Raw genomic sequence first — 16,306 nt, 5'->3', positions numbered from 1 at the left:
GGTGGGATGGACATAGACGATCACCGCATGGGGAGCGCCGAGCCGAGTCTCGTTCGCCCATACTCCTTGACTGCGGGCCGAACCAGGCCCGCGGTCGAGTTGGCGTTGGAGGCACTTGTCGCATCGCATCCGGTCGCCCTGGAGCGGCAGTTCGAACTGACCAACATCGAGACGTCCATCGTGGAGTTGTGCAGAGAATCGCCGTCCGTTGCTGAAGTGGCAGCGCGTTTGGGTATACCCATCGGGGTGGCCCGCGTGCTCGTGGCCGACCTCATCGAGGCCGGGCATGTGCGAGTTTCGGCGACTTTGAAAGACGATTCCAGCGACGATGAACGTCGCGAGCTGATCGAAAGGGTTCTCAGTGGACTCCGGCGTATTTGATTCGACGGCACAGGTCGATACCCGCACCAGCAAACCGACTTCGGCAAAGATCGTGGTCGCTGGCGGCTTCGGTGTCGGTAAGACCACGTTGGTGGGTGCCGTCTCGGAGATCGTTCCGCTGCGCACCGAGGCATTGGTGACCAATGCCAGTACCGGAATCGACAATCTGACCGGTATTCCGATGAAGTCGACCACCACGGTGGCGATGGACTTCGGCCGGATCAGCCTCGCCGACGATCTGGTTCTGTACCTGTTCGGTACGCCCGGCCAGTACCGCTTCTGGTTTATGTGGGACGACCTGATCCGCGGCGCCATCGGCGCCGTGGTGCTGGTCGACACCCGCAGGCTCGAGGACAGCTTCGCGGCCGTCGACTACTTCGAAGCGCGCAATCTACCGTTCCTGGTTGCGCTCAACGAATTCGACGACGCACCGCGGTATCCGATCGAGGACATCCGTCAGGCCCTCGCGGTGCCTGCGGATGTGCCGATCCTGTCCATCGACGCCCGCCGTCGTGAACCCGCCAAGCAGGCGCTGGTCTCGCTCACCGAGTACGCCCTACGCAAGGTCATGCAGGGCTACTGAGCGTTCGCGCCTGTCGCGTCGGTCCCGAATCGAGTGGTTAAGCTCGCTCGATGAGGATTTCGGCGCGGGAGTTGCTCGGGCAACTGCTCGACTCGGACTCGTTTATCAGCTGGGATCGGCCACCGGTGACGGTGGCCGCATCTCCGCGATACCGCGAGGATCTGTGCAAGGCCGAGCTGGCGGCCGGCACAGATGAGGCGGTGCTGACCGGCGAAGGTCTGCTGCGTGGTCGACGCGTGGCCGTAATCGCCTGCGAGTTCGGATTTCTGGCGGGTTCGATCGGGGTGGCCGCGGCCGAGCGCATCGTCTCGGCGGTCGAGCGCGCCACCGAATTCGGCCTGCCGCTGATCGCTTCACCGACCTCCGGCGGAACCAGAATGCAGGAAGGCACAGTCGCTTTCGTGCAGATGGTGAAGATCGCGGGTGCGGTCGCGGCGCACAAGGCGACCGGGCATCCGTATCTGGTCTATCTGCGCAATCCCACGATGGGCGGCGTCTTCGCGTCCTGGGGTTCGCTGGGGCACATCACCTTCGCCGAACCCGGCGCACTCATCGGCTTTCTCGGTCCGCGCGTCTATAAAGCGTTGTACGGCAGGGCTTTCCCGGAGGGTGTGCAGGTCGCGGAGAATCTGTACCGCAATGGCGTGATCGATGGCGTGCTGCCGGTTTCGGTGTTCCGCCGGATCGCGCATCGTGCGTTGAGCGTGCTCAGCGGTGTGCCGGATCCTGTTGCGGCGGAACCTGGCTGGGCCGCACCGGTGCGTAAGTCCGCGAATGCGGATGTTCCGGCTTGGGAATCGGTTCAGATCTCGCGCCGCCCAGGTCGGCCCGGTATCCGTGACCTGTTACGCCATGTGACGCAACGGGTTCCGCTCAGTGGCACCGGCCAGGGCGAATCCGATCGCACCATGGTGCATGCGCTGGCCCGCTTTCGTGGTCAGCCGTGCATTGTGTTCGGCCACGACCGCGCGGGTCAGCGGGGTGAACACACCATGGGCCCCGCCGCATTGCGCGAGGCCCGGCGCAGTATGGCGCTGGCCGAGGAATTGCGGCTGCCGCTGGTGCTGGTGATCGACACGGTCGGTGCGGCCCTGTCGAAGGAGGCCGAGGAGCGTGGGCTCGCCCCCGAAATCGCCCGCTGCATAGCCGATCTGGTGACGCTCGACACCCCGACGGTCTCGGTCCTGCTCGGTCAGGGCACCGGCGGCGGCGCATTGGCGCTGCTGCCCGCCGACCGCGTCCTGGCCGCCACCCACGGCTGGCTTGCGCCGCTGCCGCCGGAAGGGGCGAGCGCCATCGTCTACCGCGATACCGGCCACGCCTCCGAACTGGCCGACGCACAGGGCATCCGCGCCACCGACCTGCTCGCCGACGGTGTCGTCGACCGCATCGTCCCGGAATTTCCGGACGCCGCCGACGAACCGGTCGACTTCGCCCGCCGCATGGTCGCCGCCATCGCCGACGAGCTCACCGGGCTCCGCGCCCGTCCCCTCGACGAGATCCGCGCCTCCCGCCATACCCGCTATCGCCGCCTCGGTCGGTCCTGACGACCCTCGGTAACCAGCACAAACGCGATCCCGTTGGGAAAACCGGTGGTCAACACACCAGGGGTTCTCGTTGACGACGCGGCGCGGCACTTCTACGGTCGGAATGTGACCTTCAGAAGCGAGACCAGCGCCATTCCCTCGATCGTGCTGAACGACGGGAACGTGATCCCGCAGCTCGGCTTCGGTGTGTTCCAAGTACCGCCGGAGGACGTTCAGCCGGTCGTCACCGCCGCGCTGGAGGCGGGCTATCGCAGCATCGATACCGCCGCGATCTACGGCAACGAGGAGGGTACCGGCCGCGCCATCCGGGAATTCGGGCTGCCGCGCGACGAGGTCTATCTCACCACCAAGCTGTGGAATTCCGACCAGGGTTACGACTCCACGCTGCGCGCCTTCGACGCCAGCATGGCGCGGCTCGGCCTGGACTACCTCGATCTCTATCTCATCCACTGGCCGGTGGCGCAGGCCGATCGCTTCATCGAGACCTTCAAGGCCTTGCAGACACTGAAGGCGCAGGGCCGGGTGCGTTCGATCGGTGTGTCGAACTTCACCGTCGCCGATCTGGAGCGGGTCATCGGCGAGACCGGCGAGATTCCGGCCGTCAACCAGGTCGAGCTGCATCCCCGGCTGGCGCAGCGCGAGCTACGCGCGTTCCACGATGCGAATGCGATTGCCACCGAGGCGTGGAGTCCGCTCGGGCAGGGCACGCTGCTCGATGATCACACCATCGTCTCCATCGCCGACGAGGTCGGCGGCACCCCGGCCCAGGTGCTCATCCGCTGGCACCTCCAGCAGGGCATTGTCGTCATCCCCAAGTCGGTCACCCCGTCCCGCATCGCCGCCAACTTCGACGTCTTCGGTTTCGAACTCACCCGCGACCAGATGAACGCCATCAACGCACTCGACAAGGGCGCCCGCATCGGCCCCGATCCGAGCACATTCACCGCCGGACTCCTCTAGAACTTTCAGCGCAGGCCGAGGTGGGCCGTCAGCTCTTGGGCGGCGGCGCGCCCGGCTCGGTTGGCGCCGATGGTGCTCGCGGATGGGCCGTAGCCGATCAGGTGGATGCGCGGGTCGACGGCTACCCGGGTGGCGAGGCGGCCGTTCATGGTGATGCCGCCGCCCGGACCGCGCAGGCGTAGCGGGGCCAGATGGTCCAGGGCACTGCGGAATCCGGTCGCCCACAGGATCACGTCGGCAGGCTGGAATGAACCGTCGGGCCATCGCACCCCATCGGGTTCGATGCTCGCGAACATCGGATGCCGCTGCAGCGCACCGCGCGCCTGTGCGGCGCGCAGTCGATCGTCGAGCCGCAATCCGGTGACCGAAACCACAGAACCCGGCGGCAGGCCCTGCCGCACCCGATCCTCCACGATGGCGACGGCCGCGCGGCCGTCCTCCTCGGCGAACGGTGCGTCACGGAATACCGGCTCGCGTCGAGTCACCCAGGTTGTGGTCGTGACCTGCGAGATCTCGTCCAGCAACTGAACGGCCGACACTCCGCCGCCGACCACGACGACATGCTTGCCCGCGAACTCGTCGGCGGTGCGGTAGTCGCGGGTGTGCAGCTGGCGTCCGGCGAAGGTCTCCGCACCCGGATAGTGCGGAATGAAGGGATGTTCCCAGGTGCCGGTGCCATTGATCAGGCCGCGCACCCGGATCGTGCCCGCGGTATCGGTCTCGACATTCAGCGTCGTGCCCCGGCCCGCCACGAGATCCGGCCCTGCGGCACAGGGGCTTCCGTCGGTATTGCGGTCGCAGACCACGGTCACCGAGACCGGCCTGCGCACCCGCAGATCGAATCTCTTCTCGTACAGCTCGTAATAGCGCGGCACCGCGGTGGCCGCGGGAACGGCGTCGGAATCGGGAGGCAAGGTCTCGGCGAAGGACATGCCCGGGAGGTCGTGTACGCGATTGACGGTGGTCAGGGTGAGCGATGGCCACCGGAACTGCCAGGCCCCGCCGGGTCCCGGTGCGTGATCGACGATCAGGAACTCCCGTTCCGGGCGCAATCCGAGGCGCTGCAGGTGGTAACCGGCGGACAGCCCGGCCTGACCAGCACCGATCACCAGGATGGGGAAGTCTGTCGGCACAAACCGAGATCGTATCGGCTTGGTCGGTATGTTCCGCCACCTGTGGCAGAGTTGATGTAACCACTCGAACCGGTCAGTTGGGGAGGATGCATGCTCGACGTTAGCCGCGATGGCGATGTCGTCACCATCGAACTACAGCGCGAGGAGCGGCGTAACGCGCTGAACTTCGAACTCGTCACTCGGCTCCGCGAGGCAGTGTTGACCGCGGCCGAGGATGCCAGGGTGATCGTGCTCACCGGTCGGGGATCCCTCTTCAGCGCGGGCGCTGACCTGTCCGGGGTCTACGCGGAGGAATTCCTGACGGTCCTGCCCGACATGTTGCACACGATCGAATCCGTGCCGGTCCCGGTGATCGCGGCGATCAACGGCGGTGCGCTCGGCGCGGGCGTGCAGATCGCGCTGGCCTCGGACCTCCGGGTCATGGAACCCGACGCCTATATCGCCATTCCGGCCGCCAAGCTCGGTATCACCGTCGACCGCTGGACCGTGCGGCGGCTGGCATCGCTGATCGGCGGTGGCCCGGCCCGGACCATGCTGCTCGGCGCGGAATCGGTATCGGCCGCCGATGCCTACTCCTTCGGCTTCGCCAACCGGCTCGGCACGCTGGCCGACGCACAGGCCTGGGCAAAATCGATCGCCCAGCTGGCCCCGCTGTCGCTGCGGCATATGAAGTTGGAACTCAACGATGACGGCACGCGGGATCCGGAGAGTACGCAGCAGCGTGCGGCGCTGGAGGCGGCGTGGACCAGTCAGGATGCCCAGGAGGGGCGACTGGCCAGAGCAGAGAAGCGCGCGGCGAAATTCGTGGGGCGATAAATGAATCCGAAGAAGATAGTGGGCATTGCCGTCGGCGCGCTCGGCGTCTCCTGGGTGGTGCGCGCGGTCTGGGACATTCCGTCGGCGATCGGCGCCTCCATCAATGCCATTGCGCCCTACGCCACCGGCGCGGTGAGCTATCGCAATCGGCAGTTCCACAACACCGAGCCGAGCACCCAGTTCGTCTCGGGAGCCGCTCCGTCCCTGCTGATTTCGGCGCTGACCCGGCGTAATGCGGGTCGCCCGCGCAATGCGGTTCCGCTGGCAACCCCCGACGTGCCGACGGAGGCAGGCGATCTCGCGGTCACCTGGTACGGGCACGCATCGGCGCTCATCGAGGTCGACGGGTACCGGATTCTCACCGATCCGGTTTGGAGCGAACGGGTTTCGCCGTCCGCGCTGGTCGGTCCGGCCCGGCTGCATCCGGTGCCGACGCCGCTGTCGGAACTGCCGCAGGTGGACGCGGTGCTGATCTCGCACGATCACTACGACCATCTGGACAAGGCGACGATCCGTCAGCTGGTGGTGGGACAGGCCGCGCCCTTCCTGGTGCCGATCGGCATCGGCGCCCATCTGCGGCACTGGGGCGTGCCCGAACATCGGATCGTCGAATTGGATTGGGGCGGTTCGGTTTCTCTCGCCTCGCTGGGCCGTGAGCGCGATGGCACAGATCTGGTGCTCACCTGCACCGAGGCGCGGCACTTCTCCGGACGCGGCCTGGTGCGCAACACCACACTGTGGGCGTCCTGGTCCATCGTCGGCCCGACGCGGCGGGTCTACTTCGGTGGTGATACCGGATACACCAAGGCTTTCGCGGAGGCAGGGACCGCGCTCGGACCGTTCGATCTGACGCTCCTGCCGATCGGCGCCTACGACGAGGCCTGGCCGGACGTCCACATGAACCCGGAGGAGGCGGTTCGCGCACATGCCGACCTCGGCGTCGGCGATCCGGGACACGGACTGCTGGTGCCCATCCACTGGGCGACCTTCAACTTGGCTTTCCACGGGTGGTCGGAGCCGGTGCGCCGAATGGTCGCGGCGGCACGGGCGGCCGGCACCGCGGTCGCGGTGCCGATGCCGGGCCAGCGCATCGACCCCAATGACCTGCCGAGCCGGGATTCCTGGTGGGAGGATATTGGGTGAATACCTAGGTCGTCGACAGGAAGGAATGCAGGCATGAGTCTCGTGGACACCCTGAAAGGTCTGGTCGGCAAGGGTAGGGACGCGGCAGCCGAGAACGCCGACAAAATTTACGATGCGGTCGACAAGGCCGGTGGGTTCATCGACGAGAAGACCGGCCACAAATACACCGACAAGATCGGCAAGGTGCAGGAGGCCGCCAAGAAGGCGGTCCCGACGGACCACTCCGCATCGGAGCCGCCCGCGCCCGCACCGAAGCCGCCCGCGGCCGCGGCTGAGGAGCCGCCCGTGCCACCTGCCCCCAAGCCCACTCCCGAGCCCGATGAGCCGGGACAGCCGCAGGCCTGATCTGTGGCGGGGACCGATATCTGTCGGTCCCCGCCCCTAAACTTCATTTATGGTGACCCGCCGGGAATTCGGTGGCAGCCCGGGCCGGCCGGGCATCGAGGTTGAGCTGAGCAACCTCGACAAGGTGCTGTATCCGGCGACCGGAACCACCAAGGGCGAGGTCATCGCGTACTACTCGGCCATCGCGCCCGCAATGCTCCCGCATATCGCCGGGCGACCGGTCACCCGGAAGCGCTGGCCCAATGGGGTCGACGAATCGTCCTTCTTCGAAAAGAATCTCGCCGAGCACGCACCGTCGTGGCTGGAGCGCCACACCATCGAACATTCCGGCCGCAAGGTCGTCTATCCGGTCATCGATTCCGAGGCCGGACTTGCCTGGATCGGACAGCAGGCGGCGCTGGAAGTCCATGTGCCGCAATGGCGTTTCGACGGTGACAAGGTCGGCTACGCCACCCGGTTGGTCTTCGACCTGGATCCGGGGCCGGGTGCGGGACTGGCCGAATGCGCGCGGGTCGCGCTGGCGGTGCGTGAGATGGTCGAGGGGATCGGGTTGCACGCCTTCCCGGTTACCAGTGGTAGCAAGGGAATTCACATCTATGTGCCGCTGGATCGGGAGTTGAGTCCGGGCGGTGCGTCCACCGTGGCCAAGCAGGTGGCGACGAATCTCGAAAAGCTGCACCCGGATCTGGTCACCGCGACGATGGCGAAATCGGCGCGCGGTGGAAAGGTCTTCCTGGACTGGAGTCAGAACAATCCGTCCAAGACCACCATCGCACCGTATTCTATGCGCGGCCGCACCGAGCCGAATGCGGCCGCACCGCGCACCTGGGCCGAGCTGGAGAGCCGGAAGAAGCTGCGACACTTGCGCTTCGACGAGGTGCTCGCGCGCTGGCGCGATGACGGCGATCTGCTCGCCGAATTGGATCGGCCCGATTCGAACAGCGATGCGCTGACGAAATATCGATCGATGCGCGATGCCTCGGCGACCCCGGAACCGGTGCCGTCCGAAACGCCTACGCCCGGGGCGAATGATCGGTTCGTCGTCCAGGAACACCACGCGCGGCGGCTGCATTGGGACGTGCGGCTCGAACGCGACGGCGTACTGGTGTCATGGGCCGTGCCGAAGGGTCCGCCGACCTCGTCGGATCAGAACCGGCTCGCCGTGCACACCGAGGATCATCCGTTGGAGTACTTGGACTTCCACGGCGCGATCCCGAAGGGGCAGTACGGCGCGGGGGAGATGACCATCTGGGATTCCGGCACCTACGACACCGAGAAATGGCGCGAGGACGAGGTCATCGTCACCTTCCACGGCAAGCGACTCCGCGGTCGCTACGCGATGATCCGAACCAATGGCACCCAGTGGCTGATGCATCTCATGCGCGATCAGAATCCGGCCGAGGACGAGGCGGACCGGGTGTCCAGTGGTCCGGTTGGCCCGGAGGCCGCGTTCATCGTGCCGAGACCGGCTGGGCCCGTGCCCTTTCCACGTGGGCTGCAGCCGATGCTCGCCACCCACGGTGAGGTCGCCGATCTCGATGACGTCGAGTGGTGCTTCGAAACCAAATGGGACGGCTTCCGGCTGATCGCCGAAATAGATTCCGGGACACTGACTCTGCGCAGCCGGGCGGGCAATGTGGTGACCAAACGCTATCCGGGTATGTCGCTGCTGGCCGAGGAATTGGCCGGACATGATGTGGTGCTCGACGGTGAGGCCGTGGTGTTCGACGATCACGGCGTAGCGAATGTCGGTCTGCTGCAGGCCGATGCGGCGCGCGCGGTCTTCATCGCCTTCGATGTGCTGTATCTGGACGGGACTTCCCTTATCCGCAAACGGTATTCGGATCGGCGTCGGGTACTGGAAGCTATCGCCGCCAACGCACCGTCACTGCGGGTACCCGCGCGCCTGGACGGCTCCGGTGCCGAAGCGCTGCGCTACAGCCAGGAACATGGCCTGGAGGGTGTGGTCGCCAAGCGCAAGGATTCGGTGTATCTGCCAGGTAAGCGCGGGCATTCGTGGGTCAAGCAGCGCAACTGGCGCACCCAGCGTGTCCTGATCGGCGGCTGGCGGCGCAGCGACGCCCGCAACTTCAAATCGCTGCTGGTCGGCATTCCGCACGAAGGCAGGCTGTATTACGTGGGGCGGGTCGGCACCGGGTTCAGCGAGCCGGTCATGCGGGATCTGGCCAAAAGGCTCGGCAAGTTGGAGCGCAAGACCACTCCGTTCGACAATGACCTCACCGCCGAGGAACGCGAGGCCGCGGTGTGGGTAACCCCGAAGCTCAGCGGAACCGTGCGCTTCATGAACTGGACCGAGACCGGCCGGCTCTGGCATCCGGCCTGGCTCGGCGAGATGTGACGGCGGTCGCTGATGGTTTGCCGGGGCATCGGAGAGTTTGCTCGGTATCGTTTGTTTGCGGTTGTTTCGGCTCGAAGAAGAGGAGTGCGCGGTGGATTTCAAGAACCTGGCGAACAAGGCGCTGGACCTGGCCCAGCAGAATGCGGACAAGGTTGATACGGCCATCGATAAGGTGGGCGATCTCGTCGACAAGCAGACCGACGGCAAATTCGCGAGCCAGGTCGACGCCGCGCAGGATGCCGCCAAGAAGGCCGTCCGCAAGGACAGCTGAGTCGTCGACCCTTTCGAGCGACCTGCAAGCAGTCGCTACGGCGTGGCGGACCGGGCGTACCCGATCCGCCATTCCCGCCGTCAGTTCTGTTCGCGGGCGAGCAGCGGAATGATGGTCGCGCTGTCGGTGACCATCGCGTGCCCTTGGAATTCGAAATCGTCGTAGGCGCGCGCCATTGCCTCCTTGTCGCGGCCGCCGACGGCATCGCTGATGATCACCGGCACGAAGCCGAGATCGGTCGAATGGGTGACCGTCGGCGCGATGCCGATCTCCAGCGCGACACCCGCGATCGCGTATGCGCCGACGCCGAGATCGCGCAGCACCGCGGCCAATGGCGTGCCCTCGAATGCCGACATCGAGGTCTTGTCGAAGATCACCTCGTCCGCCGTCGGCCGCAGCTCCGGAACCAGTTCGAAGGCCGGGGTGTCGCGCTGCAGGATGAACTTCACGTCGTCGACATTGTCGACCTGCTGCCAGCTCATGGCCATTCGCAGCGCGAAGGTGCCACTCAGGCGGCGCGGCAGGAAGAAATGCCGCAGGAAGATGATCGGATAACCGCCGCGCCGTGCCGCTTCGACCACCCGCGCCACCCGCTCGATGATCTCCGGACCGTCCGGCAGTTGGGACAGCACACCGACCTGCATGTCGTAGACGATCACCGCCATGCGGTGCGGCGCACACACATCGGCGAGTCCTTCGGGAATGTCCAGTCCGTTGCCGTGCCGCATGGTCAGCTCACTCCTGTTCGATACCGATCACATCCGGGGTACGGCCCGACGGTGATTCGGTTGCGCGATAGCCACTTTCGAAGCGCGCCGCAGCGTGCTCCGCCCCAACTGTAACCATGTCGGAAATCGGACACGCACGGCGTCGCCGATGCCCGCCATTGCCCATTGCTGGGCCTCTGATCAGGCAGTACGGTGGTGGCATTCGAGGCCGGGCGAAGTCGGCGCCGACGCGTTCCCGGCGCACTGTGCGTCGCGCCGCGTCGGAACACTGGAGGCCCCGATGAAAATATTGTCTGCACCATTCGTCGGCGGTAACCGGAGATCCGGTGCGATATCGATCCTTATCGTTCTCGCGGTCGTGGCGTTCGCATTCGTGCCCGTTGCCAGGGCATTGCCGACGCCGGATGAGGACCCGTTCTACGCGGCACCGGCCGAGCTGGCTTCGCAGCCCGACGGTGCCGCGCTGCGGACCCGATCGATCGCCTTGTACGGTCTACCGCTTCCGGTTTCGGCCTGGCAGGTGCAGTACCGGACCAACGATACGAACGGCTCGCCGATCCCGGGGATGGCCACCGTGCTTGTGCCGAGCTGGCCGTGGTTCGGCCCTGGCCAGCGCCCCTTGCTTTCGTACCAGATCGCCGAGGACAGTCTCGCCACCCGGTGTGCGCCGTCGTACGCGCTGCGGGGCGGCTGGGATCTCGGCGGCGCGAATACCTATATCGACACACTGTTCATCGCCGAGGCGCTGCACCGCGGCTGGGCGGTGGTGACGAGCGATTACGACGGGCCGGAATCCCGATTCCTGGACGGCGTCAACTCCGGCCGCGCGGTGCTCGACGGCATCAGGGCGGCCCGCGCGCTCGCACCGGACGGCGTCGGTCCGGCGAGCCCGATCGGAGCGTGGGGCTATTCGGGCGGTGCCTTCGCGACGCTGTGGGCGGCGCAGATACAGCCGGAGTACGCACCCGATATCCAGTTCGCCGGGATCACCTCGGGCGGGGTGCCCGCCGATTGGACAGCCATGGCCCATAGTGTCGATGGCACCGTGCAGGCGGGGCTGGGCATGCTCGTATTGCTCGCGATCGCGAAGAACGAGCCGAATTCCGGTGTGCCGGAATTGCTCAACGAACGTGGTCGCAGCGCCCTGGCCGAGGATGCATCCGCCTGTGCACCGGATCTGGTCGTCAAGTACATCAACGCGCATGTGGACGATTTCGCGGCGGTGCCGGATGTGTTGTTCCAACCGGCTTTTCGGGCCGCGACCGACCGGCAGGAGTTGGGCGGCCGTGTACCGGTCATGCCGATGTACCTGTACCACAGCACAACCGACGACGTGATCCCGGTCGCGGGCTTCACCGATCTGGTTGGCCGATATTGCGCAGAGGGTGCCGATCTCACCTCCGTGTATTCGGCGCTGCCTGGACACAATGTGACCGCCATCGGCGAGGCGGCCGGTGCGATGGGCTTCCTCGCCGATCGCTTCGCGGGTGTTCCGGTCGCACCGGGCTGTCCCGGCCGATAAACGAAAGATGCGGCGCGCTACGAGGATTCGCCGCGCGCCGCGTTCGGAGTGCTTGTTGCCGGTCCTACTTGACCGGCGCGTCCTGCCATTTGGTGGTGCCTGCCGGGGCGGACAGGGTGCTGAGCAGATCGATGCCCGCAATGATCAATGCCGGTCCGCCGACCACGAGGGTGCCGATGATGCCGCCGATACCGGCGCCCGCGATGACGCTGGCGATGACGGTCGGTCCGCCGATGATGCCGGTGAGCCCGACCAGCGCGCCGATCACCGTGCCGAGAAAGCCGCCGATGGCGGTGGCAATGCCGAACTGGGACAGGAAGTTATCCTGCGCGCGCAGATTCTCCCGCGGCGATGCGATCGGCGCGGCCGCCTGCCGCGCCTGCGTGTAGTCCTTGACCGCGGTCAACTCCAGCACCCGGCCCGCGTCGCGGATCTCGTGCGGCATGGCGAACTCCAGACCGTCCTGCCGGAACGTCAGCGGCAGCGTGACCACCGTATTGCCCGCGATGTCCTTGATGTCCACGGTGTTCGCGGACAACTGGAAGGACCCGTTGGTCAGCGTGGTGACGATCTTGTCGCCCACCAGTTTTGCCTCGTACCCGATGTCGGTTACGGGCGCGGCATCTGGCTGTGCATAGGAGGTGCCCGCGCCGACCGCGACAGCGGCGACGATCGGCACGGCTGCCGCGGTGATCTTGCGGAGAATCATTCCGGTGGTCCAATCTTCATCAGTTTTTGCAAGCCGTAGCAACGCTCCGCACGCGAAAAATCCTCCCCCCGACGCTGTGCAGAGCCACGATGTGATCTAGAGAACGCACTCCGAGGACACCTTACCGCGTACAAAAGGTTTAGAGAAATGCTTTTCGGGGTATCCGATATTGCTCACATGACGAATCTTGTTATAGCTCTTCGCTATCCGATCAGGACCCCGGCTGCTGCAGGACATTGATCGCGCGGGCGATCACCAAGATCACCAGCACCAGTGAGATCGCCGACTGCAGCATCATCGTCGCCTTCGCCCACCGCGACATCGGCATCACATCGGTCGGGCTGAACGCTGTCGCATTGGTGAACGCCAGATACAGATAGTCCAGGAACTGCGGCTCCCATTCGGGTTCGGTCAGGTCCGGACTCTGCATCTGCACGAACAGGAAGTCCGGCAACGGCTTTCGCGCATGTGCGCGGGCCGCGGGTCCGCCGCGATCGAACTCCCAGTACCAGAGTCCGAACACCACCACATTGGTCAACCAGACCGCACCGCCCGAGACGAGCAGTTGCACCGGATCGCTGAGAGTTCCATTGATCAGTTGGAAGACCAGTCGACCCGCCGAAACCGCGGTGGCCAGACTCAACAAACCGGTCAGCAGGAGGCCGCCGTTGCGCAGCCAGCGCTCTTCCCGGTTGAGCCGGAACGGATTCGCCACCACCAGCACACCGAGCAACAGGACCTCGAGTACGGGCAGCACCAGCCAGGCGGGTTGCTCCCGGAGTTCCTTCGGCGCGATCTGCAACACCACGATCACCAGCACGGCGAGCGTCGCGGCCCACCGCGATTCACCCTCCGTCTTGCGTTGCCAGGCAGGTACATCGTCGTCTTGGTCCGGCACAGGGGCCAGTATCGCCGATCAGGTGAGCAGATCGAGGACGACCGCGCCGAGGCAGACCGCGATGACAATCGTCAGCGCGATCGCGTCATTGCGTCCGGGGGCGCTCGGGTGGGCGGTGAGCTGGCCGGTGCCGCCGCGTGCGGTGATGGCCTCGCCCAGTTCGGTTGCCCGGCGGCTGGATACCGCCATGGCGGCGGTGAGGATATCGACGAGCGGATTATCGGCGGCGCGAGTGAGCAGACCTTCCTTCGGGCGCAGTCGGCGCGCCGCCCGCAGCACCCGGATCTCGTCCATCAGCAGCGGCAATCCGCGCAATGTCAGCGCGATGACGACGGCCCATTCGTCCACGGGCACGCGGAATCTGCGCAGTGGGGAGCCGAGTTTGGCCAGCGCGGGGGCGATATCGCCCATCGGGGTGGTCCAGGCGATCAGGAACGAGGAGGCCAGCAGGATCAGGCCGAAGACGGTGACATTGGAGTAGCGCAGCACGGCATCGCGGCCCACCGGCACATTGAGCAGGGCGCCGATTCCGATCGCCGCCCAGAACCACCACGGCAGGCGCGGCAGGGTGCTCAGCGGTAGCCGGGCCACCAACCCGATCGCGATCACGAAGACGACCATCAAGCCGAGTACCGGCCAGGACGGCAGGAACATCAGCACCACGCTGATCAGGAACGCCGCGATGATCTTGGTTCCGGCCCAGAGGCTGTGCACCGGACTGGAAACCGGCACTTCGCGGAACAGCACCGTACTCATTACCGACCTCCATTCCCGAGTCGCCAGGCCGGATCGCCAGGGCGCGTTCCCGGCACTGTCGTGCGGGAATCCAGCTGGTGCGCGGGCACATTCGCGGTATCGCGGATCGGATCGGTCTCGAGAATGCGTCCGGCCTCGAGATGTACGGCCCGGTCGCAGACCGCGGCCATATCGTGCACGTCATGCGAGATGACGATCAGGGTTAGCCCGGAATCACGCAGGCGGGCAAGGAGTTCCACGATTTCGGCGCGACCGTGCGGGTCCAATCCGGCCAGCGGCTCGTCGAGCACGACGACCGGTGCGTGGCTGGCCACAATGGCCGCGAGCACCACGCGCTTGGCTTGGCCGCCGCTGAGTTCTTCGATGGACCGCGCGGCCAGTGCGCGATCCAGACCGACCGCATCCAGTGCGCGTCCGACCGCACCGGATCCGGTGGCCCGTCCGCCCCAGTCCGCGATTTCGTCGCCGACCGTCTGTTTCTGCAACTGCAGCCGGGAGTGCTGGAACGCCAATTCCACTCGGCCGATCTGCTTCGCGATCGGCTTACCGCCCAATTCGCAACGGCCGGAACTGGGTTCGATCAATCCCGCCATGATCCAGGCCAGGGTTGATTTGCCGGAGCCATTGCCGCCCACCACGAGTAGCGCCTCGCCGCGCCGCACAGTCAGGTCGACGCCGTGCAAAGCCGGTGCGGCCCACGGTGTTCCGCGGTTATAGGTGTGACGGACCTCGCTCAGCCGCAGGATGGTTTCGCCCATCGGGCGGCGCCGGATCTCGCCGCCCGGTTGCGGCCATGCGGGCAGTCGCTCGACGGTCCGGCCACCCGCCAGGTGCACGACCCGGTCGGCGGCCGCCGCATCGGCCTCGTGATGGGTCACCAGCACCACCGCCATCGGATGGCGTTTGGGCAGCTCGGCCAGGAGTGCGACGAGATCGCGGCGACCGTCCGGATCGATCATCGAGGTGGCCTCGTCGGCAATGAGCAGCGCGGGGCGGCGGGCCAATGCCGCGGCCACCGCCAGTCGCTGCTGCTGACCGCCCGAAAGCGTCGCGGTCTCGCGATCACCCATACCGTCCAGGCCGACCTCGCGCAGCAGGCCATCGATATCGACCGCGGCGGCGAGTTCGGTGGACAGACCCCACACCACATCGTCGGCGACGAGCACACCGAGCGTTTGACTCTCCGGCCGCTGCAGCACCAGCGCGGTGCCACCCAGATGGCCGAGGCCTGCGGCGCCCGGACGGTCCACGCCGCCGGTGGTCGGCGGATGTCCGGCCAGTAGCCGGGTCAGTGTCGATTTGCCCGATCCGTTGTGGCCGACAATGGCCACGAATTCGCCGATATCGACCGTGAGATCGATGCCGGACAGCGCATCGACCGGCGCGCCCGGATAGCGGAAGCCGACCTCGCGCAGTCGCACCGGGAGCGGTGCGATCGGCCGGTCGTCAGGTGGTGCGTCGAGCCGGTCTCGACTGGGCAGCCAGGACAGCCGGTCGAGTACCGAGCCGAGTACGAACCAGGAAAACACCGCCGTCGCGATAAAGCCCGCCAGCACACCACCGCCGACCAGGACCCACCACCAGCGGATCGCCGCGTCCGCGGCGTCGGCGACTCCGCGCCCGAGTGGTTCCAGCTGGGGCTGCCGCGCCGCCGTCCGCTCCAGGCCCTCAGCCGTGCTGCGGATGGTGTTGAACAGTAGATTCCGTGACCGGGACAGCACGACCAGCGTTCCGACGGCGAACGCCGCGAAGCCGAGACCGGCGATTACCGACAATCCGAGCACCGCGGGCAAACCGCCGCGCCGACGTTTGACGATGCCGATGATGCCCGCGACGGTGGCCGAGCTGAGAATGCCGAATGCGGGCACGATGCCCGCCGCGACGAAGCAGACCAGCACGGCCGAACCCGTCGCGGTGATCAGGGCGCGCAGCCGATAGCGGTGCGCGATCATGGCCAGCGGCACCGCGGCCACCAGCTGCAGCGCTGCGGCGAACGGAATCAGCGCACCGACGGTGACCAGGCCGACGGTGGCACCGCCGAGTACCGCCCCCGCCGCCAATTCGATCGGGCGCAGCGGGCCGCGTTCGGTGGGGCGGGCTGGCAGATCACTCACGGGTCAAGTCTGCCAGGATCCGGTGGACAGTTCGTGTGGTC

The 16,306-nt window shown here is 66.4% G+C and carries 16 protein-coding genes; 10 read left to right on the top strand and 6 right to left on the bottom strand.

Annotation, left to right across the window (positions count from 1 at the left end; all coding sequences use genetic code 11):
• Nucleotides 1-6 precede the first annotated feature (6 nt).
• The 4 genes from ACQPZ2_RS40985 to ACQPZ2_RS40970 all read left to right on the top strand — a co-directional run bounded on the left by ACQPZ2_RS40985 (nucleotide 7) and on the right by ACQPZ2_RS40970 (nucleotide 3,471).
• Nucleotides 7-381 (top strand): DUF742 domain-containing protein, encoded by a 375-nt coding sequence (locus ACQPZ2_RS40985; RefSeq protein WP_040686485.1) that lies wholly within the window; start codon nucleotides 7-9, stop codon nucleotides 379-381.
• Entirely contained in the window at nucleotides 362-964 is a 603-nt protein-coding gene (locus ACQPZ2_RS40980; RefSeq protein WP_174414979.1) for a GTP-binding protein, read from the top strand. The genes ACQPZ2_RS40985 and ACQPZ2_RS40980 overlap by 20 nt, the downstream gene beginning before the upstream one ends.
• Nucleotides 965-1,014: 50 nt before the next feature.
• Nucleotides 1,015-2,511 carry a carboxyl transferase domain-containing protein gene (locus ACQPZ2_RS40975; RefSeq protein ID WP_433523270.1) on the top strand — a complete coding sequence of 499 codons (1,497 nt, stop codon included), beginning with the start codon at nucleotides 1,015-1,017 and terminating at the stop codon, nucleotides 2,509-2,511.
• Nucleotides 2,512-2,616: 105 nt separating this feature from the next.
• The gene (locus ACQPZ2_RS40970) at nucleotides 2,617-3,471 is read left to right on the top strand and encodes an aldo/keto reductase (RefSeq protein WP_433523269.1); all 855 of its coding nucleotides are present in this window, start codon (nucleotides 2,617-2,619) and stop codon (nucleotides 3,469-3,471) included.
• Nucleotides 3,472-3,476: 5 nt separating this feature from the next.
• Here the strand turns inward: ACQPZ2_RS40970 and ACQPZ2_RS40965 are convergent, their stop codons facing one another.
• Nucleotides 3,477-4,604: an NAD(P)-binding domain-containing protein gene (locus ACQPZ2_RS40965; RefSeq protein WP_433523268.1), complete on the bottom strand. Its 1,128-nt coding sequence runs from the start codon at nucleotides 4,602-4,604 to the stop codon at nucleotides 3,477-3,479.
• Nucleotides 4,605-4,694: 90 nt separating this feature from the next.
• Between ACQPZ2_RS40965 and ACQPZ2_RS40960 the strand changes: the two genes are divergently transcribed.
• The 5 genes from ACQPZ2_RS40960 (at nucleotide 4,695) to ACQPZ2_RS40940 (ending at nucleotide 9,538) form a co-directional block, all read left to right on the top strand.
• On the top strand, nucleotides 4,695-5,420 hold the full coding sequence (locus ACQPZ2_RS40960; RefSeq protein ID WP_433523267.1) for an enoyl-CoA hydratase: 726 nt from the start codon (nucleotides 4,695-4,697) through the stop codon (nucleotides 5,418-5,420).
• Nucleotides 5,421-6,563, top strand: coding sequence for an MBL fold metallo-hydrolase (locus ACQPZ2_RS40955; RefSeq protein ID WP_433523266.1), 1,143 nt, complete (start codon nucleotides 5,421-5,423; stop codon nucleotides 6,561-6,563).
• 33 nt (nucleotides 6,564-6,596) lie between these two features.
• Nucleotides 6,597-6,908, top strand: coding sequence for an antitoxin (locus ACQPZ2_RS40950; protein WP_433523265.1), 312 nt, complete (start codon nucleotides 6,597-6,599; stop codon nucleotides 6,906-6,908).
• A 49-nt stretch (nucleotides 6,909-6,957) separates the two neighbouring features.
• A complete protein-coding gene (locus ACQPZ2_RS40945) occupies nucleotides 6,958-9,267 on the top strand; it encodes an ATP-dependent DNA ligase (RefSeq protein ID WP_433523264.1) in 2,310 nt (769 codons plus the stop codon).
• 91 nt (nucleotides 9,268-9,358) lie between these two features.
• On the top strand, nucleotides 9,359-9,538 hold the full coding sequence (locus ACQPZ2_RS40940; RefSeq protein WP_040686491.1) for an antitoxin: 180 nt from the start codon (nucleotides 9,359-9,361) through the stop codon (nucleotides 9,536-9,538).
• A gap of 80 nt (nucleotides 9,539-9,618) precedes the next feature.
• Here the strand turns inward: ACQPZ2_RS40940 and ACQPZ2_RS40935 are convergent, their stop codons facing one another.
• Nucleotides 9,619-10,266 (bottom strand): cysteine hydrolase family protein, encoded by a 648-nt coding sequence (locus ACQPZ2_RS40935; RefSeq protein ID WP_433523263.1) that lies wholly within the window; start codon nucleotides 10,264-10,266, stop codon nucleotides 9,619-9,621.
• A 358-nt stretch (nucleotides 10,267-10,624) separates the two neighbouring features.
• Here ACQPZ2_RS40935 and ACQPZ2_RS40930 point away from each other — a divergent pair, with 358 nt between their 5' ends.
• Nucleotides 10,625-11,788: a lipase family protein gene (locus tag ACQPZ2_RS40930; protein ID WP_433523262.1), complete on the top strand. Its 1,164-nt coding sequence runs from the start codon at nucleotides 10,625-10,627 to the stop codon at nucleotides 11,786-11,788.
• Nucleotides 11,789-11,852: 64 nt separating this feature from the next.
• Here the strand turns inward: ACQPZ2_RS40930 and ACQPZ2_RS40925 are convergent, their stop codons facing one another.
• The 4 genes from ACQPZ2_RS40925 to ACQPZ2_RS40910 form a co-directional block, all read right to left on the bottom strand.
• Nucleotides 11,853-12,497 (bottom strand): ammonium transporter, encoded by a 645-nt coding sequence (locus tag ACQPZ2_RS40925; protein WP_433523261.1) that lies wholly within the window; start codon nucleotides 12,495-12,497, stop codon nucleotides 11,853-11,855.
• A gap of 211 nt (nucleotides 12,498-12,708) precedes the next feature.
• Complete coding sequence (locus tag ACQPZ2_RS40920) at nucleotides 12,709-13,395, bottom strand: hypothetical protein (RefSeq protein WP_433523260.1); 687 nt, start codon at nucleotides 13,393-13,395, stop codon at nucleotides 12,709-12,711.
• A gap of 18 nt (nucleotides 13,396-13,413) precedes the next feature.
• The gene (locus tag ACQPZ2_RS40915) at nucleotides 13,414-14,151 is read right to left on the bottom strand and encodes an energy-coupling factor transporter transmembrane component T family protein (protein ID WP_433523259.1); all 738 of its coding nucleotides are present in this window, start codon (nucleotides 14,149-14,151) and stop codon (nucleotides 13,414-13,416) included.
• Entirely contained in the window at nucleotides 14,151-16,265 is a 2,115-nt protein-coding gene (locus ACQPZ2_RS40910) for an ATP-binding cassette domain-containing protein (protein WP_433523258.1), read from the bottom strand. The genes ACQPZ2_RS40915 and ACQPZ2_RS40910 overlap by 1 nt, the downstream gene beginning before the upstream one ends.
• Between the last annotated feature and the right edge of the window lie 41 nt (nucleotides 16,266-16,306).

This window comes from Nocardia pseudovaccinii (assembly GCF_050942345.1).
GTDB classification, from domain to species: Bacteria; Actinomycetota; Actinomycetes; order Mycobacteriales; family Mycobacteriaceae; genus Nocardia; species Nocardia pseudovaccinii.
Note: the sequence above shows the minus strand (reverse complement) of the source record. Positions and strands in the feature narration are given on the sequence as shown.